The following is a 16,688-nucleotide window of genomic DNA, read 5'->3' on the forward strand; positions in this document are numbered from 1 at the left end:
CGGCACGACGAAACGCCCGGATTGATGCCCGTTCGTTCGCCGCGGTTACCGCCGGCGCGGGGCTATTGCGTGCATGGTTGGTGCAGGCGCGCTGACCAACCTGTCCAAGGACGCGGCCGCGCAATAGGTGTCCCGGCTGGCCGACGCCGACGCCAGCGGGAAGGTGCAAGCCGAGCTAGCGCTCGTCGTGACGACGGTGCGGGCCGGTGGTGCGGGACTTCAGTGCCGCGTGCGCCCCGCAACCACCGGGTGCAGCTCCCACGCATAGCCCCAGAGGTACGACGTGGCATACGAGCGGTACGGGTGCCACCGTTCGCTGTGCTGTTCCGCCGCGTTCGGGGTGATCAGGCTGTCCAGCTGATCCAGTGCGGTGATCGCTTCGCGCACCGTAGGGTCGCCGGCCGGGAAGATGTCTGGTCTGCGCAGGTAATGGAGCATGAATCGCTGCGCGGACGACCGGCCGATACCGGGCACGGCCACGAGGCTGGTGAGGATTTCGGCATCGGTCATCGTACCCAGTGCGTCGAACTCCAGGGCGCCGTCATGCATGCGTTCGGCGAGCATGCGGATCGTCCAAGCCTTCTGATGAGACAGCCCGGCCTCGCGCAGCGTCTGCTCGTCGGTCGAGATGACGCGCTCGGCAGTGATCGCTCCGCCGAGTTGTGCGACCAGTCGGCCGTAGATCGTCAAGCTCGATGCTCTGCTGAGCTGCCGCGAGGTGACGGCGAACGAGAACCATTCGAGCGGGCCGCCCACCGTGATGGGCAGATGTGCGTCGTAGGCATCGATCGGTCCAACCGACTGCACCCACCGACCAAGGGAGTCATCGAGCGAGCCTAAGCGCTTGGCGGCTGCTCGCTGTTCCTTGGTCGCGCTCTTCCCCGTGCGAGTCATAGTCACGCCACCAGCCTCCCAAGCTCGGGACGATATAGTCCAGCGCTAGGATCAGTCTGCGCCGTGGTAGCAGCATATGGTCGCATCAGTGCAGTCTTACTAGACTGTTTGGTCCAGAACTAACGAAGACGGAGTAAATGTCATGTCGGCTCGTACGGCCCTAATTACGGGTGGCACCAGCGGAATCGGGAAGGCCACCGCACGGACTCTGCACGATCGCGGTTACCGGGTAGCCGTCACCGGACAACGCTCCGAGAGCGTGGCTCGCACGCGTGAGGAACTGCCCGACGACATCCTGGTCCTGCAATCTGACGCACGGTCTCTGTCGGAGATCGACAAGGTCGTATCCGAAGTGGGAGCACACTTCGGAAGCCTGAACACGCTGTTCCTCAACGCCGGCGTCAACCGCCCCATGACGCTGGAGTACTGGGACGAAGCTGGGTACGACGAGGTGTTCGCTGTCAACACCAAAGGCGTGTTCTTCACCCTGGCCAAGGCCGTGCCGATCCTGGCTGACGGCGCGTCCGTCATCGTCACCGTAGGAATCGGAGCAACGCGCAGCCTCACCGGCAGCAGCGTCGCCGCCGGATCTCACGGCGCGATGCTGTCCATGATCCCCACCCTTGCACTCGAACTAGCACCGCGCCGGATCCGCATCAACGCAGTCAGCCCGGGCATGACCGACACTCCCATGACGAGGACCTCGATCCGAACGGTTACCGAGGACGTCGCGGGAACGATGACGGCGATGGCCGAGAACAATCCATTCGGCCGCCTCGCCATACCAGATGACATCGCCAGGACGGTCGCATTTCTGGCGTCGGACGACGCCGCGTACATCACTGGGCAAGAGATCGTCGTATCCGGAGGCGCGGGGTTGGCCATCTGACCGAAGCGCCCACCCAGAAATCCTTCCGCGGGAGACGCGCGTGGCCGTGACCGCTCTTGACCGCTCCCTACCCACGCCGGCGGGGGGCCTGCTGCCTCCTCTGAGCACCCCCGCGCAAGCCCCTCCGTGGCCGCCGCCACGTCGACCAGCCCGACAGCGGCGTCCGTTCTATCGGGCGGACAAGCTGTCGATGTGGTCCAGCGCCATGGTGATCGAGGTACCCATCGGGGCGACGTCGTGCGCCGCCCGTGCCAGCAGGTAACCCCCCTGCAGTGCACCCATCAGGCCCGTCGCAAGCTGCTCCACGGAGGCATCGGCAGGGAGGGTGCCCTTGTCCTTGAACCGCTGCAGGACTTTCGCGAGAAGGTCCTGCCACTCGCCGAACAGCTGCGCCAGGGCCTGGCGTGCGACATCGTCATGGTCAGCAACATCTGAGGCCAGTGAACCAAGCGCACACCCGTACGCCCCGTGCCGGAGGGCGTTGTTCTGTATCAGCGCGTCTCGCCACCGCTTCAGTCCGGCGATCGTCGACACGTGACTGAGGGCATCGGTCTCGCGCTGGATCACTCGTTCACCGGTGAGCTCGATGACCGCCCGCACCAGCATGTCCTTGTCCGCGAAGTAGTGATACAGCTGCGACTTGCTCACTCCGCTCGCGGCGACGACGTCGTCGAGGGTTGTCATGCCCACACCGCGCACGTACATCATGTCCGCCGCGGTGGCGACGATCTTGGCGCGTGTCTTCGCGCCTCGCGGCGTCAGGCGTTTTGTGTTGGCCGCGGGCACGGAAGTCGTCACCACACTATGGTACCGACGGTCCTCTTTTCTCCGCTTCCATCAGTTTTTCTCCGCTTGCATCAGTGCCGAACCCGTGAACGGCAGCAGTGGCGCGAGGGCGAGTCCGACCGAGACCTGCAGGGGGCTGGAGTCCTTCGCGAGGCGGCTCAGGATCGTTCCTCCGTACAGCGCGGCGAGGATGGAGACAGCCGTCTGATCGAGGTCGATCTCGGCACCTCTCGGGGCTTCGGCACTCACGACACGCCTGAGCGCTGCTGCTATCAGATCCCGCCACCGAGCCAGGAATACCGCGCGGTCTGGGGGATCGCCCGCCAGCCGCAGGACTTTCGTGTAGGCGGAGTCCGCGGTCGTCGCCTGGTTGACCAAGTGTTCTCGCCATTGGCCGAGAGCCACCGCGTCCGCCACGGCGGCAAGGGCGATGGTTTCTTCGGCGAGAACTTCCGCGAAGGCTGCCTTCATCATTCACTCCTGACGCTCGGAGCCGCACATGCGCCCCACCGCTATACTGGACGAATCCGTCCAGTATAGGATGCCTTGTGGGATGCTTTGCTACCGCATGTCCGGCCTGTCGGCGCCGCCGAGTTCAAGACTTTCCGTCTCGCGGGGGGTCGTTGCTTGAGATGTGGGTGGCATCAACTGGACGAGGAGGTCCATAAAGTGTGTTGATCATGAACGGCGCGACCATGCACGTAAGGTCGCTGCGCTTGGGCACTAATGAATGTCTGGGCAGTCAGCCGGGGACCTCTGCGGCCCCTGAGACGGACCACGACATCGTCCTGGCGCTGATGACCCACTACATCACGCGGGCGGACCCTTGGAAGGAACGACGTTATGGCCGGCTCCGAGCTCTATGAGAAGTTCATGGCACTCCACACGCGCGAGGGCGGGCACGTGCTGCCCAATGCCTGGGATGCGGTCTCGGCACTGATCCTCGCCGACGCCGGCTTCGAGGCCATCGGAACGTCATCGGCGGCGCTGGCGGCCACGCTCGGACGACGGGACGGACGCCACAGCGTGTCGGCCAAGGAGCACCTGGAGCACGCTGCGCTCCTGGCTCGCGTGACCAACCTGCCTGTGAACGGCGACTTCGAGGACGGCTACGGCCAGACCGCTCAGGACGTCGCCGCAACGGTGAACGCCGCGGTCGATCACGGGCTCGCCGGCATCGGGATCGAGGACACCACGGGAATCGCCGACGACCCGATCCGCGGCTTCGACGACGCGGTGGACCGCGTCCGTGCCGCGGTGCGGGCCGCGAAGGGACGGATCGTCGTCACTGGCCGCACCGACAACTATCTCCAGGGGCGTCCTGACCTCGACGACACCATCCGACGGCTGACGGCGTTCGCCGACGTCGGCGCCGAGGTGCTCTACGCGCCGTTCCCGCCCGACCTCGAGTCCCTCGTGAAGATCGTCGCCGCCGTCGCGCCGACGCCGGTGAACGTGCTCATCTCCCCGGCGGACCAGGTGCTGACCGTCGCCGAGCTGCGGAAAGTGGGCGTCAAGCGGGTAAGTCTCGGCCCCGCGCTGTACGCAAACGCACTGACCGCGCTTGAGCAGGCCGCGCAGGCGTTACGGCGCGGCGACATCGCCTCGGCCACGGCCGGTATCGGCTTCGGCCGCGTGAACGACCTGCTCGCCGCAGCGTCCTGACCCCCCAGACCTTCCACGCCACATCAACCTGACCTCGAGAAGGCTGAATCCCATGGACCTCGACAAGATCATGAACAAGCATCTCAACCGGTATTTCGACGGCACCAAGGCGATCCCGGAGGAGGCGATTCAGCAGCTGCTGAAGTTCCTCCGCTCTGCCCCCACCTCCACGAACATCCAGCCGAACCACTTCATCGTCCTGTCCACTCCGCAGGGCAAGGCGAAGCTGGCTGCGAACCTCGGCGAGCGGTTCGCCGACAACGGCGAGAAGATCACGAACTCCTCGCACACGATCATCATGACCACCCGCGCGGACATCCCCGCCGAGCACCTGGACGCTGTGTTCGGCAAGGAACGCGAAGACGGCCGGTTCCCGACCCTCGCGAAGCAGGAGAACTGGGAGTACATGACCCGCGACTTCGTGAACCTGCGCACCTACACCTACAAGGACACCTACCACTGGATGGAGAAGCAGACCTACCTGGTGATGGGCTTGCTGATGATGGCCGCCGCCGAGCTCGGCGTCGAGGCCATGCCGCTGGAGGGATTCGACCCGGTCACGGTCGATAAGGCCTTCGATATCCGCAAGAGCGGATACACCACGACCGTGCTGCTGGCCCTGGGATATCCCGACCTGAACAAGCAGTACACCACCCCGATCTCCCGCTTCGAGCCCGACCAGCTGTTCACCTTCGCCTGATCGAGAAGTGAGCGAACAATATGGACGAGCAAGAGCTGCAGGAAGTCGCGCACGATACTGCGATGTCCCTTCCCGGCGTCACCCTTGAACACCGCGTCAACCCCAACTGGGAGACCTACAAGGTCGGCGGCAAGATCTTCCTACTCATGACTGACATGCCGGGTCATGCCGTCGTGACCGTCAAGGCGGACCCAGAAGAGGCAGCCGTGCTCCGCGAGCAGTTTGCGGAGATCACGGCTGGTTACCACGCTGACAAGCGTCACTGGGTCAGCGCCGCCGCCGGCCCCAGCATCGACGGGGCCCTGGTGCGGAGGCTGGTGACCGATTCCTATGGTCTCGTGGTCGCCAAACTGCCGAAATCGGCGCGCCCCGCGGCCTCGTCGAGCGATGCCGGGCAGGAATGATGACGGGATTCTCCACCGGCTCGACGCACCGGACTGCCTCGATGCGCGTGGTCAACAGTGCCACCTGCGCGAGGGCTGTACCTACCCAAGACGTCTCGAGCGAGCAAATCGTTCAGAAAGGTAGCAGCTGGCGTGGTTGGGCCTCGGTCGGCGCGATCGCGCTCGGGGCGTTTGTCATCGTCATGACCGAAACCCTGCCGGTCGGACTTCTGCCTCAGATCGCCGACGGACTCGGCGTCACCCTCGGCCCTGCAGGATTGATCGTGCTGGTGCCGGGGTTCGCCGCCGCTGTCACCGCGCCACTGTTCTACCTCGGATCGAGTAGTCTCAACCGGCGCGGGCTCATCCTGCTACTCGGCCTGACAGTGCTCGTTTCCAATGCCATCGTGGCGCTCGCGCCCAACTTCGCTCTCGTGCTGATTGCCCGGATGCTGTTCGGCGCAACCCTCGGCGCGTACTGGACGGTCGTGTCACCCGTCGGTCCACGGCTCGTCGGTAAAGCCAGCGGTACCCGGGCGATATCCATCATCGCCGCCGGCATCTCCGGCGGAACGGTCGTCGGGCTCCCGGCCGGACAGTTCCTCGGCAACCTCGTCGGATGGCGCTACACCTTCGCCATCGCGGCTGCCGCAACACTTCTCATCGTCATCGCTCAGAAGATCGTGCTGCCCTCGATCCCGCCGCCCGCGCAGCGAACGCACCTCGCCGATCTGGGCCGCGTCATCTCCCGACCGGCCACTCGCTTCGGAATGGCGGCCGGCGCGCTGGCCTTCATAGGGCAGTTCACCGCCTGGACCTACCTCACACCGTTCCTGACGGACCACACACAGCTGTCCAGCGGCGCCATCTCCGTGCTCTATGTCCTGTACGGCGTCGCCGGGATCGTCGGATCCGTCATCGCGGGATCGTTGTTCAACCGAGGCGTAGTACCCAGCTTCGCCGGGGCGGCCATCGTCGTAGCCGTGCTGGTGATCGCGCTCGCCCTCACCGGCACGGTGCCTTGGTCGGCCACAGTCCTGCTCGTGCTTTGGGGCGGATTCTGGGGCATCGTCAACCCTGGCACCCTGGTCTGGATCCTGCACTCATCACCCGCGGCCGCCCAGGAAGCAGCCTCTGCCGTCAACGTAACGAACCTTCAGATTGCGCTCGCCCTCGGATCGGGCCTCGGTGCAATCCTCGTCTCATCGACGACTCTGCCGACACTCTTCGGCGTCTCGGGCGTCGTCATCCTCGCTTCCGGCGTGCTCGCCGCGATATCGACTCGGTTCGTCCGGACCGACCCGCCGACGTGAGCGGACCACGCCCGCGACGTTGCGGCACGCGGCTGGTCAAGGTCTCGTCCTGGCACCGCGGTCTGGGGCTTGACGAGACCGGGACGCCCGAGTTCACACACCCCAGGCCAGGTGGCTTTTGGACTCGCGCAGTGCGAGATCTTTGAAGGGCCGGGCTTGGCGATGTATTCGAGGTACTCCTCGCGGTTGCGGATGACGTCCGGTGTCTGCACGACGAAGTCTTCTGCGAGCAGTTCGCTGAAGCGCTTGGCGTCGCTGGCCTGGTCCGCATCGTTGTAGTCGAGGTTGAGCTGTCCGAGGATCGCCAGGTCTTCGGGCGGTTGTTTGATGTCGCTCATTTCTCTTGCTCCTCTGTCCGATGGTGAACCTGGTGTTCACCGGCCGGGACTATGCGGACGTGTGCGAGGCGGGGGTATCGGGATTCAGAACGTCGGCGTATTCCGGATGGGACTTGACGAAAGCCGTGGCGAACGGGCACGTGATGGTGGCGGTCCGTCCCTGCCTGCGCAGCTGGTCGAGGACGCCGCCGATGACTCTGGCGGCGAGTCCCCTTCCGCGGAACTCGGGGAGCACCGAGGTCGCCATCAGTACGACGCGGTTCCCGACCTTGCTGTAGACGAGCCCGGCGGCTGTCCGGCCTCCGATCGTGGCCTCGAAGGTGCTGAGTTCGCTGTTGTCGGTGATGACGAGGCCGTCCACGTCGGGGGCGGTGGCTCCCGACAGGCTCGAGTCAGCCTCGTCTTGCTCGGCACTGGTCAGTGTGATCATGTCGTTGGCGCTACCTGGCACGGTGTTTCCCTAATTCTTCTGCACAACCGCGGATGACCTTCTTGACTCACCTAGGACGCTGGGCTCTGGTACCGGCCGTCGTAGCGGACTCCGCTGCGGGTGTCGGTGAAGCTGACGCCCACCGGCACTTCGTTCTCGACGGTCCAGCGAGCTGTATATGTCGCTCGGTAGGTCGGCGGCCAGAACGATGCGAAGGTGCCTTCGGCGGCAACGGACCATTCGCCGTCCGACGGCACACCTCGCTCGACGTAAGTGGTTCGACCATCCGCCGTGAACGACTGGGTCGCACCGTCCTGGAACACGAACGGGGCGGCGGTCAGGGCAGCGATCATGTCTGTCGCACCAACCTGCTGACCATCGACAACGTTCGTACCGGAGGGCAAATCGTTCATCGAAATTCTCCTGACATCGGGCAAGGCGGTGGCCGCTAGCCTCTCGCAGCGGCGCCAACCCGGAACGATCGGGACGCCTCGTATTGGACTATATCGTCCCTTGCTTCGGCGAAGGCGAGCGGTCGTCTAGGCTATTTAGATCGTCGTATCCCGGGTTCTCTGCGCACAGAGTTGGACTATATCGGCCATTCAGCGTATCGTCTCGGGCGGCATCCATAGGACGCAGCCCGCGCGAGCGGCGCCCGTGGTGTGACGCCTGCCGCGCGTGCCTGCGCTCGTGGTTCGGTGTCGGCGACACGAGTTTCCTGGCCCGCGCGATCGATCACCGAAGTTGGGAGCGAGCGTTGGCCTTCGCGACTCGTGGTTTCTCCGGACATCGGCGTACGCCGGATGACCGGCTACCGCCCGGGCAGACTCTGGTCCAGAGGTGGCCGGTCCTGTCCGCTGGTCCCACACCCCAGGTCGACACCGACACGTGGAAGTTCGTCATCCGCGATGAGAGCGGCACCGACCACCACTGGAACTGGGAACAGCTCCTCGCGCTCGGCGTCGAGGACGTCACGGTCGACATTCACTGCGTCACCCACTGGTCGAAGCTCGACATGCCCTGGCGTGGTGTCCGCCTCGACAAGCTCTTCGCGAACGTCGAGACCGAGTTCGAGTACGTGATGGCGCACTCCTACGGCGGATACACCACCAACGTCCCTCTCGAGGACCTTCTCGATGGCAAGGCGTGGATCGCGATCGAGGCGGACGGGGCGCCACTCGACCCCGAGCATGGCGGCCCGGCCCGCCTGCTGGTCCCGCACCTCTACTTCTGGAAGAGCGCGAAGTGGATCCGAGGCCTGACGCTGATGCCATCCAACGACCCGGGATTCTGGGAGCAGAACGGTTACCACATCCACGGTGATCCGTGGAGGGAAGAGCGCTACTGGTGAGTGCCCAGATATCGCCATTGATGCGGACGCGTCACCGACGCCCGGCGTGGCACGTCGCCACCGTCGTCGAGACCCGGCCAGAGACACCGAACTCCGCCCGCCTGGTCCTCGATGTGCCCACCTGGCCCGGCAATGAGGCGGGCACACATGTCGACGTACGCCTCACCGCGCCGGACGGCTATCAGACGACCCGCTCCTACTCGGTCGCCACTTCCGAACCGGGAAAGGTCGTCCTCGGTATCGACGAACTGCCAGACGGTGAGGTCTCCCCGTTCCTCGTTCGCGAGGTACGCGCCGGGGACACGCTCGAGATCCGTGGGCCGCTGGGCTCGTACTTTGTCTGGCGTGCGGGCCAGAGCGACCGTCCAGTCCAGCTCATCGCCGGAGGATCAGGCGTGGTCCCGCTCTTCGCGATGGCCGCAGCTCACGCAGCCGCGTCGGATCCCTCGCAGTTCCGGCTCCTCTACTCCGTCCGTACGCCGGCACACGTCTATTTCCGTGACGAGCTCGCCGCCCTGGCGGGGCCGTCGTTGGCCGTCGACTACATCTACACGCGTCAGGCGCCGCCGGGCTGGGCCGGGATGGTCGGGCGCCTGACCAAAGACTCGCTGGCTTCGACGACAATCGCGCCGCACCAGCGGGCACGCATCTTCGTGTGCGGATCCACCGCATTCGCCGAAACAGTGGTGACCTGGTTGCTGGAGCTCGGACATTCGGCACGCGACATCCTCACCGAGCGATTCGGAGGTCTGTGATGACTACCCGGCTGGATGGAAACGCGCTCGCCGGCCTACTCGCCCACCTGTTCGTGACAGACCCCACTGGCCTGAAAGCCCGATGCACCAACTGCGGTCAGGTCGCTCCGATCGCCGAGGCCGTTGTCTATCCGGACGCACCTGGACTCGTCGCGCGCTGCCGGTCGTGCGATCACGTGCTGGCGGCGATCGTCGAAGCCGGGGACAAGACGTACCTGAGTCTGTCCGGACTGAGCGCCATCGCAGTACCGAAGTGACCCGTCGCCACAAGGAACTACAGGAAGGCATGGCTGTTGCATACCGATCGGGATCGTGTCGTCGCCTCCGCCTGAGCCGTGCTTCCGGCCATCGAGCGCCGGCGCACGGACGTGGCCACCCGCGGCTTCACCTTCGTTGCCGATGAACCGCACAACGGCGCGATCGACGAAGGCCCGACGCCGACGGAGTACCTGTTGATGGCGCTCGCCTCGTGCACCGCGCAGACGTTGCGGCAGTACGTCGACTACAAATACGACGACGCCGGCGACATCACCGTCGAGATCAACTACCACGAGCCCGAGCGGGAAGGCGCCGAGCGTTACCTGCAGCGCACGATCACGCTGAGCGAGGAACCCGACCCGGACGACTTGAAGGTGATGCATGACATCGCCGAGAAGTCGCCGGTGACCCTGCTGATTCAGTTCGCATGGAGCGTGCGCACCGAGTTCGTCGGGCCCCGCTGAGTGCGGCCGCCGGCGGGCGGTTCCGATCACCTGCTGGAACAACACGTTGTAGGAATGAGCCAAGGGCCTCCGAGGAAGACTGGCGGTGTATCGCCGAGGCAAGGCAGCGGTAAGCGGGCTGGCAGAAGCCGTACTAGATCGCGCACTCGCCGATGTGACGTTCATGCGTCAGCACCTCGAGCAGCTTGCCGTCGGCCAATCGAAGCGTATTGCGGTACGGGCCTAAGACGCTTTGCAGTGGCCTGACCTACACATCCGATGAGCGATGGCAGCGGGCCGGCAGCTGATGGCTAGGGACGAAATCCCGGCGCTCAGCCGCGCGTCGGCTCGGTCCGGCAGTGGAAAGCAGCCCGAGGTGTATGCGGGAGAACGGTCCGGAAACCCACACGCCCCGGGCCAATCGCGGTCGAGTTGAACGCCACCCCGGGCCGTGGGGAACCGACCCGAGCCGGCAACGTCGGCCGGAGACGACGTCGAGCTGACAGCCTTTCAGTGGCCGGTAGATGGTGGCGTCGGACCGGGAGCTACGGCGGAGGCCTCCGCCGTAGCGGCCAAGGCCGGCAGAGCGTCTCGCCGCACGCCGACTGCGTGGCGTGGCTGCCGGCGCAGCTTGTCCAATGGCATGGCCGTCGAGCCTCGGCGGTTTGGTACGGGCGCGAGTAGCGGGAAGTCCCGGTCACCGCTGCCCGATCGCCCGTCTTTGCAGCACCGGGATTGCAGCCGACCCCGAGGTTAGGTGCCTTCGACCGGTGGCTCAACCTGTTTCTCCGGGCGCGTCGCTGGGAAGCGCTGACCCTCCGGTTCAGCAGGAGTCTACGAGCTGCGAAGGCGGCCACTTGCGGCCGTACCATCAGAGCGCAGGCTGGCGGACAGTCACCAGTGTGTCCGGCCGAGGTTGGCTCGCGGCGGGCTGGGTGTGGGTTCAGCACGGTGAGTTGAGGTTCGACCGCTCGGCCGTAGGCGGCTTGGTCGTGACGACTCCCGCAGCCGCGACCCGCTCGACCACATCGGCCGGCGGCCGGGCTGAGTACGGCCCCGCGGGTGTCCGCGAAGCTGCCAGCGCGGCGCCTGTGCCCAGGTCACGGCCATGCCTCGATCCGGCCCGAGGCGGGCCGCCCGCACGCTCGCGCGAGGCGAAGCCGCTGATGCGTGACCCGGCGCCGGCGCAGGCGTTGGACGGCGGCTGCCGATAGGTTCCCGGCTGCGTACTAACGGTGCCCGGCTGAGCCCGTTACGGTGCCCTGCTGTGACGATCAGTGACGGACCCGCCGGGGTGACGCTCTGGTGATCGAGTCTTCGACGCGGCCGGTGGATCCGGCCGTGTTCCGCGCCCATGCGGTGAATCTCGACGTCGTGCGGGGGTTGCTGGGCGAGGTCCGGGTGCGGGTGCGCGGATCGGACAGGATCAGGCGGCGTTCGGGCCGTTGTGCGGTGGGGTCTTGACCGGCCTGGCTGATCGGCATACCCGCCATCAGGAGCTACTGGCCTTCGGCGAGGAGTCGCTGCGGTTCGCGGCCGACGACCTGCGGGCGGTCGCCAGCGGGGTCCGGGAGCTCAAGGAGGTGATCCGCCGGGACGGTGAGGTAGAGACCCGGGACGGGACGCCGGTCATTGAGGGACCGTCGGATTCGCTGCGTGGGTGCATGGATTCCGTGATCACCCGAGTCCGTGACCGGGAATGGGTCGAGCCGCACCTGGCCGATGCCGCGCCGGTGGCGGAGTTCGCCGCGCCGGTCGATGAGCTGACGGCGGCGTTGCGGGCCGGTGGGCTGCGGTACGCGATGACCTGCGTCGAGCCGCTGCGCCGGATGCTCGACGACCTCACCGGCGCACCGGACGTGGTCGCTGCGCAGGCGGCGAGCTGGCATGCGATCGGTATCGATCTGGCGCAGCTCGCCGTCTTCCTGCAGGAGTGCCTGGACCGTGATGTGCCGCGGCGGGACCGGCTGGACGTGCGCTCTTATCTGGCGTTGATGGCGCGCAACGTCGAGGGGCTGATCGGGTGCGCCGAGATCGCCGAAGCGAACGCGGTCATCACGAAGGCCGCCGGTGACCTCATCCTGCTGACCCGTGACATCGTCCGCGGTGTCATCGGGCACCTGTTCGCCACCACCATCGTGTGGACGTTCGACACCTCGACCGTGGTCACCCGCCGGGTCATGGCCGCCCGGCTCGGCATCGTGGTGGCCACGTCCTGGCGCATCCACGCCTATATCAGCGCGTTGACAACCAGCATCATCACCCTCTCCCGGAGCCTCGATGGCTGACCCCGGCGGCCGGATCGCCCAGACTCGGCGGCCACCGGCACGGCGGGAGGTCACCGCAGGCGCCGTTGCATTGCGGTCAACGCCCACGTCAAGGAGCAACGCTGTTGGTGAATGACATCGATGCCGACTGGCAGCGCGCCGAGGACCTGGCCGAGGTCGGCCGGTACGCCGAGGCGGAACAGACCGTGCGTGGCGCGCTGGGCGCGGCGCCGGACAACGCCGGGCTGCTGACCATGCTCGGCTACCTGCTGCACCGTCAAGACCGTTTCCTCGACGCGCTGGCCGCCTGCGACGCGGCCGTGGCCTGCGCGCCTGCGCACGGCGACGCCCACGCGCAGCGTGCCTGGGTTCTGATCGGTATCCACCGTGGCGCCGACGCGGTCCTCGCGGCGACCGAAGCCGTTCGCCTCGGCCGGCACCTGGCCGACCGGCATCACGTGCTCGCCGAGGCGTTCGTGGACGACGACCGCCTCGACCAGGCCCGCGCGGCGGCCCGCGAAGCGCTGCGCCTGGCCCCCCGTTCGGCGCCGGCCCTGCTGACACTCGCCCAGATCGAACGGATCGCTGGGAACCTCGACGCCGCCGGTGCGGCGGCCCGGCGGGCCCTGGCCATCGACCCGGCCAATACCCGGGGGCGGCGGATGCTGGCCATGCTCGACGCCGACCGCGGCGTCGTCCGCCGATCGATACGGGCCCTCGCGGAGATCGCCCGCGACCGGCCGGCGGACCCGGACCTGATCGGGCTGCTCTGGCCGATCCGGCGGGTCGTCGCCGCGCCGCGCTGGTGGCTCTGCGCCGCCGCGGCCCTCTCCGCGGTCCTCGGCCTGGTCGCCGCGGCCCTGGATTCTCCGCCGGCCGCGGTGGCCGCGCGGGTGGTGGCGGCGGTGACCTGCGCGGGCACCGCCGGGTTCGTGCTGCGCATCCTGCTGCCCGCCGGCCGGCTGCCCTGGCGGGCGCTGCGCCTGGCGCCCCCGCTGGTCCGCCGTTGCCTGCACACCGGACTCGCCGTGATCACGGCGGTCCTCGGGCTGCTCGGCAGGTACGCCGCGGGCGGCCCGCTGGTGCCGCCTGTCCTGGCTGTCGTGGCCGGGCCGATCCTGTGGACCTGCATGATGGCCGAGATGCTCGGCCACGGCCTCGACGACCCGGGCGACCGGCAGTTCCTGCACGACTGGCGTCGGCAGGTCCGCGACGTCCTGCGCGAGATGCGGGCCTGGCCCGCCGAGACCCGCCGCTCGCTGCACACCGCCTGGCACGCCGGCGACGCCGAACAACAGCAACGCAAACAGCGACAAGCGCAGCTGCGGCAACCCCTGGCGGTCTACCAGAACCGGCACCGCAACAACGTCCTGTGCGCCGCGTACGGCGCCTGGGCCGCGCTGGCGGCGGTCATCGCCGTTACGAGCCGCCCGCAGACCGCCTCAACGATCGGCTTTGGGCTGCTCGCGCTGCTCCTGCTGTACGCCAGCATCCGCGTCACCGCCATGAAAGCGATCGCCACCCGGGAAGGGCTGATCCTGGACGGACCATTGTGGAAAGCGCTCGTGCGCTGGGACCAGGTCACCCAGGTCGTCGACGACAACCCCGACAACACCCACGGCCCGGTCCCGATACGCGCACCGACACTGCTGCTCACCAACGGTCGACGACTCACGGTCCGACAAGCCGGCTGCTACGACCTCACCGCCCGCAACGTCTACCGCCAGCCGACCAACCCGATACACCACATCACCGCCGAACTCGAAGCCATCCGCCGCACCTACAGCTCTTCACCCGACACCTCCCCCGACCAGCAACACCCCAACGAGCCATCCGCCGACACCACCCCCGCCGGCACGTCCACCCGCCCGGCGGACCACGCAGTCACGGACGACCGAGGTGACAACGGCGCGCGGGCCGACCCATGAAGACCGGACACCCCGCTACCGGCGTACACCCGGACATCGACGAAGCCCGGCGAAGCGGCTGCAACCATGGGTGATGTGGCGGAGCCGGCCGCGGCGGGCGTCCGGCCGATCTGGTGCATCGTCGCCAAGGTCGTGGCCGAACGGCCGTACGGGCCCGGCGGCCGCCAGCGACGACTCGGCACCGCGCTGTTCCCCGGCGGGGCCACGGTGTACGTGCCGGACGGCCACGAAGGCATGGGCTACCAGACCGTCACCGTCATCGGCCACACCCGGCATCGCGGTCGCCTGGCCACCGTCGACATGGCCATCGGATTCCTGACCACCTGGCACGTCGAACTCGTCTACAGCCCCGCGGTGCTCGCGCGCATCGCCGAGGTCCTCGACAAGCCGGCCCGTGGCTTCTCCCGGCACGGCGCCGACCGGGCCGGCGTCGACCACAGCCTCGACGCGGGTCGCGGCCGGGCGACGACGCCAGGCACGACCCATGGATCAGCGAGAGTTCTGCTGATCAGGGTTGGCGCCGGTCGCCGCAGTTGCCCCGAGGGTGCTCGTCTACCGAATCGAGATCTTGCTGTGCCGCCGACTGTGGATTCCCGCGATGCTCCAGCCGCGCCGTTTCTGGTGCGACCCGGCAGGCCAGTCCTCGTGAACGAACGGCTGGACCCGCCCCAGACTGCAAGCAGGCCCAGCCGTCTTTGTCGCTATCCCCGAACCGACGCGAGCGGATGGGGTTCATTCGTCAATGCGGACACCGCATCCGCCAGCTCGGTCATACTCGCCCGCACATACCCCGCCGTGGCACCGACGTCGCCGCCAGTGTTCTCCGCATGCCCTGCGTAGGCACGGGCCACCGCGTAACCGAAGTTGCGCTCGACCCACGTCAGCGTGGTGTGGCGCAACCAATGGGCGCTGATCTGCTGCGCAGCCACCCACGGCAGCCGAGCCCCGATCCGTTCCCAGAGATGGTCGTAGCGGCGCCGGGTGATCGGCTGACGGTTCCGATACCGCAACAGCTGACCACTCGGCGGAGCGCCGCGCTCAGCAGCATGCGCCTGAAGATGCGTCATCAACGTCGGCGACACCGGCTGCCACCTGAACGCCCCGCCCTTCTCCCGCAGCAGAATCAAGCACTGGTCAGCGTCGAGATCCATCGGGCGCAACGCCAGCGCCCCGCCTCGCCGGCACGCTGTCTCCCCATGCAAACGGATCAACAAGCCGTCCAGCGCCGGATCGTCGCCACTGGTCGTCGCCACCTCATTGATCTCCGCCAGCCGGCCGTCCGGCAGCGCCCGGCGGGTGCTCGGAAGCCGCTTGGGTTTCGGGACCTTCAACGCGGGGTTGTCGGACTCACTCATGAACCCGTCCGCCGTAGCCCGCCGGTACAGGCAACGCAGCGCGGCAATCGTGTGCTCCTCCGCACTGCGCCCGCCCCGACCATTGCGGCGCTGCACCCGGTTCGCCTTGATGTCGACAATCAGCGCGCGAATGTCCGACGGACTGACCTGATCAATGGGGCGAGCACCCCACCGCTCGACGACCCGATCCCAGTACGTTCCATAGGCCCTGAGAAGGCCAGCGGAGATCGAGGCAGCTACTACCGGAACGTATTCAGCGAAGGTCGGCGCCGCCGGGCGTGCTGAGGCGCCCGCGACGAGATCGAGCGGCGAAATGCCCATCCGCTCGAGCAGCAGCCGGGCCGCCTCCAGCCCGGCCTGGTCGATCATCGATTCAGCCATTCGCATCCACACCGAGCGCGTCGGCGTGGACTCGGTCGACCACCGCATCTAAGGCAGCTGGCGGATGCACAATCAGCAAGCCGCCCTGAGGATAGGCGGCGAGCAGCACGCGGTCGCCCGGGGAAAGGTCGCACCATCGGCGAGCCGCAACGGGGAGGTGAAGGAAACTTTGCGTGGTGACCCGAAATACCCCTCGGGCGTCCTTGAAGATGGCGATCAGGCCCCGGCTCACGCGGATGTCAAGTCGCCCGCCGGGTACCCACCCCAGCGCAACCATGATCACCCGATTAGCGACTCGCCCGCCCGCATCGAGCGTGCTGAGTCCGTAGACCGCAGACCCAGCACGTTTTTCAGCCAACGCCATGAGCGGCATTGGAGGCCGCGCTGACAACGGCGCGATCGAGTTCCGAGGCAGCCGCACGCTCCGGTCGGCGAGGACCAACGGCGGCACAACAGGAGGTACGGAACGCTCGGTCACGGCAACCACCGCCAGTCGAGACTGACCGGTTTTGACGATGCCGCAGGAGACCGATTTGGGTGGTCAAGCGCGCC

General features: G+C 67.1%; 19 protein-coding genes. 11 read left to right on the forward strand and 8 right to left on the reverse strand.

The window, feature by feature from the left end:
* Nucleotides 1-219 precede the first annotated feature (219 nt).
* Complete coding sequence (locus A3CQ_RS0105625; RefSeq protein ID WP_084698920.1) at nt 220-894, reverse strand: DNA-3-methyladenine glycosylase family protein; 675 nt, start codon at nt 892-894, stop codon at nt 220-222.
* Nucleotides 895-1,036: 142 nt separating this feature from the next.
* Between A3CQ_RS0105625 and A3CQ_RS0105630 the strand changes: the two genes are divergently transcribed.
* Nucleotides 1,037-1,783, forward strand: coding sequence for an SDR family oxidoreductase (locus A3CQ_RS0105630; RefSeq protein WP_026205353.1), 747 nt, complete (start codon nt 1,037-1,039; stop codon nt 1,781-1,783).
* A 168-nt stretch (nt 1,784-1,951) separates the two neighbouring features.
* Here A3CQ_RS0105630 and A3CQ_RS0105635 read toward each other — a convergent pair whose 3' ends face one another.
* Nucleotides 1,952-2,581 (reverse strand): TetR/AcrR family transcriptional regulator, encoded by a 630-nt coding sequence (locus A3CQ_RS0105635; protein ID WP_245577005.1) that lies wholly within the window; start codon nt 2,579-2,581, stop codon nt 1,952-1,954.
* 39 nt (nt 2,582-2,620) lie between these two features.
* Nucleotides 2,621-3,043, reverse strand: a complete 423-nt coding sequence (locus tag A3CQ_RS0105640) for a hypothetical protein (protein WP_020509945.1) — start codon at nt 3,041-3,043, stop codon at nt 2,621-2,623.
* A 369-nt stretch (nt 3,044-3,412) separates the two neighbouring features.
* Here A3CQ_RS0105640 and A3CQ_RS0105645 point away from each other — a divergent pair, with 369 nt between their 5' ends.
* Genes A3CQ_RS0105645 through A3CQ_RS51630 form a run of 4 tightly spaced genes read left to right on the forward strand, consistent with a single transcriptional unit; the run spans nt 3,413 to nt 6,630 of the window.
* Nucleotides 3,413-4,234, forward strand: coding sequence for an isocitrate lyase/PEP mutase family protein (locus A3CQ_RS0105645; RefSeq protein WP_020509946.1), 822 nt, complete (start codon nt 3,413-3,415; stop codon nt 4,232-4,234).
* 52 nt (nt 4,235-4,286) lie between these two features.
* Nucleotides 4,287-4,934, forward strand: a complete 648-nt coding sequence (locus A3CQ_RS0105650; RefSeq protein ID WP_020509947.1) for a nitroreductase family protein — start codon at nt 4,287-4,289, stop codon at nt 4,932-4,934.
* Nucleotides 4,935-4,954: 20 nt separating this feature from the next.
* Nucleotides 4,955-5,338, forward strand: coding sequence for an MmcQ/YjbR family DNA-binding protein (locus A3CQ_RS0105655; RefSeq protein ID WP_020509948.1), 384 nt, complete (start codon nt 4,955-4,957; stop codon nt 5,336-5,338).
* Nucleotides 5,338-6,630, forward strand: coding sequence for an MFS transporter (locus A3CQ_RS51630; RefSeq protein ID WP_157295330.1), 1,293 nt, complete (start codon nt 5,338-5,340; stop codon nt 6,628-6,630). Before A3CQ_RS0105655 ends, A3CQ_RS51630 begins: the two co-directional genes overlap by 1 nt.
* 387 nt (nt 6,631-7,017) lie before the next feature.
* Here the strand turns inward: A3CQ_RS51630 and A3CQ_RS0105665 are convergent, their stop codons facing one another.
* Nucleotides 7,018-7,398 (reverse strand): GNAT family N-acetyltransferase, encoded by a 381-nt coding sequence (locus A3CQ_RS0105665; RefSeq protein WP_020509950.1) that lies wholly within the window; start codon nt 7,396-7,398, stop codon nt 7,018-7,020.
* 71 nt (nt 7,399-7,469) lie between these two features.
* Nucleotides 7,470-7,811: a hypothetical protein gene (locus A3CQ_RS0105670; RefSeq protein ID WP_040431341.1), complete on the reverse strand. Its 342-nt coding sequence runs from the start codon at nt 7,809-7,811 to the stop codon at nt 7,470-7,472.
* A gap of 344 nt (nt 7,812-8,155) precedes the next feature.
* On the opposite strand from A3CQ_RS0105670, the gene A3CQ_RS0105675 reads away from it, so the two are divergent.
* The 6 genes from A3CQ_RS0105675 to A3CQ_RS0105700 all read left to right on the forward strand — a co-directional run bounded on the left by A3CQ_RS0105675 (nt 8,156) and on the right by A3CQ_RS0105700 (nt 14,400).
* Nucleotides 8,156-8,749, forward strand: a complete 594-nt coding sequence (locus A3CQ_RS0105675) for a molybdopterin-dependent oxidoreductase (protein ID WP_020509952.1) — start codon at nt 8,156-8,158, stop codon at nt 8,747-8,749.
* Between the two features lie 20 nt (nt 8,750-8,769).
* Entirely contained in the window at nt 8,770-9,504 is a 735-nt protein-coding gene (locus A3CQ_RS0105680; protein WP_020509953.1) for an FAD-binding oxidoreductase, read from the forward strand.
* Nucleotides 9,504-9,761: a DUF6510 family protein gene (locus tag A3CQ_RS0105685; RefSeq protein ID WP_020509954.1), complete on the forward strand. Its 258-nt coding sequence runs from the start codon at nt 9,504-9,506 to the stop codon at nt 9,759-9,761. The genes A3CQ_RS0105680 and A3CQ_RS0105685 overlap by 1 nt, the downstream gene beginning before the upstream one ends.
* Nucleotides 9,762-9,872: 111 nt before the next feature.
* Nucleotides 9,873-10,226: an OsmC family protein gene (locus A3CQ_RS51635; RefSeq protein WP_157295332.1), complete on the forward strand. Its 354-nt coding sequence runs from the start codon at nt 9,873-9,875 to the stop codon at nt 10,224-10,226.
* A gap of 1,439 nt (nt 10,227-11,665) precedes the next feature.
* Nucleotides 11,666-12,493 carry a hypothetical protein gene (locus A3CQ_RS61610; RefSeq protein WP_020509956.1) on the forward strand — a complete coding sequence of 276 codons (828 nt, stop codon included), beginning with the start codon at nt 11,666-11,668 and terminating at the stop codon, nt 12,491-12,493.
* Nucleotides 12,494-12,600: 107 nt separating this feature from the next.
* Complete coding sequence (locus tag A3CQ_RS0105700; RefSeq protein WP_169516258.1) at nt 12,601-14,400, forward strand: tetratricopeptide repeat protein; 1,800 nt, start codon at nt 12,601-12,603, stop codon at nt 14,398-14,400.
* Nucleotides 14,401-14,415: 15 nt separating this feature from the next.
* Here the strand turns inward: A3CQ_RS0105700 and A3CQ_RS60550 are convergent, their stop codons facing one another.
* The 3 genes from A3CQ_RS60550 to A3CQ_RS58780 form a co-directional block, all read right to left on the reverse strand.
* Complete coding sequence (locus A3CQ_RS60550; protein ID WP_157295334.1) at nt 14,416-14,838, reverse strand: hypothetical protein; 423 nt, start codon at nt 14,836-14,838, stop codon at nt 14,416-14,418.
* Between the two features lie 263 nt (nt 14,839-15,101).
* Entirely contained in the window at nt 15,102-16,136 is a 1,035-nt protein-coding gene (locus tag A3CQ_RS0105705) for a tyrosine-type recombinase/integrase (RefSeq protein WP_026205357.1), read from the reverse strand.
* On the reverse strand, nt 16,129-16,614 hold the full coding sequence (locus A3CQ_RS58780) for a hypothetical protein (RefSeq protein ID WP_211216458.1): 486 nt from the start codon (nt 16,612-16,614) through the stop codon (nt 16,129-16,131). The genes A3CQ_RS0105705 and A3CQ_RS58780 overlap by 8 nt, the downstream gene beginning before the upstream one ends.
* Nucleotides 16,615-16,688 lie beyond the last annotated feature (74 nt).

Origin of the sequence: Paractinoplanes globisporus DSM 43857, assembly GCF_000379645.1 — a bacterium.
GTDB classification, from domain to species: domain Bacteria; phylum Actinomycetota; class Actinomycetes; order Mycobacteriales; family Micromonosporaceae; genus Actinoplanes; species Actinoplanes globisporus.

What these genes read in the sequence shown, in the direction of transcription:
- A3CQ_RS0105680 (WP_020509953.1), top strand. Translation starts at nt 8,770, where the DNA reads ATGCGGACGCGTCACCGACGCCCGGCGTGGCACGTCGCCACCGTCGTC.
- A3CQ_RS51630 (WP_157295330.1), top strand. Translation starts at nt 5,338, where the DNA reads ATGACGGGATTCTCCACCGGCTCGACGCACCGGACTGCCTCGATGCGC.
- A3CQ_RS0105685 (WP_020509954.1), top strand. Translation starts at nt 9,504, where the DNA reads ATGACTACCCGGCTGGATGGAAACGCGCTCGCCGGCCTACTCGCCCAC.
- A3CQ_RS0105655 (WP_020509948.1), top strand. Translation starts at nt 4,955, where the DNA reads ATGGACGAGCAAGAGCTGCAGGAAGTCGCGCACGATACTGCGATGTCC.
- A3CQ_RS0105625 (WP_084698920.1), bottom strand. Translation starts at nt 894, where the DNA reads ATGACTCGCACGGGGAAGAGCGCGACCAAGGAACAGCGAGCAGCCGCC.
- A3CQ_RS0105665 (WP_020509950.1), bottom strand. Translation starts at nt 7,398, where the DNA reads ATGATCACACTGACCAGTGCCGAGCAAGACGAGGCTGACTCGAGCCTG.
- A3CQ_RS0105705 (WP_026205357.1), bottom strand. Translation starts at nt 16,136, where the DNA reads ATGGCTGAATCGATGATCGACCAGGCCGGGCTGGAGGCGGCCCGGCTG.
- A3CQ_RS0105670 (WP_040431341.1), bottom strand. Translation starts at nt 7,811, where the DNA reads ATGAACGATTTGCCCTCCGGTACGAACGTTGTCGATGGTCAGCAGGTT.
- A3CQ_RS0105645 (WP_020509946.1), top strand. Translation starts at nt 3,413, where the DNA reads ATGGCCGGCTCCGAGCTCTATGAGAAGTTCATGGCACTCCACACGCGC.
- A3CQ_RS0105630 (WP_026205353.1), top strand. Translation starts at nt 1,037, where the DNA reads ATGTCGGCTCGTACGGCCCTAATTACGGGTGGCACCAGCGGAATCGGG.
- A3CQ_RS0105640 (WP_020509945.1), bottom strand. Translation starts at nt 3,043, where the DNA reads ATGATGAAGGCAGCCTTCGCGGAAGTTCTCGCCGAAGAAACCATCGCC.
- A3CQ_RS0105650 (WP_020509947.1), top strand. Translation starts at nt 4,287, where the DNA reads ATGGACCTCGACAAGATCATGAACAAGCATCTCAACCGGTATTTCGAC.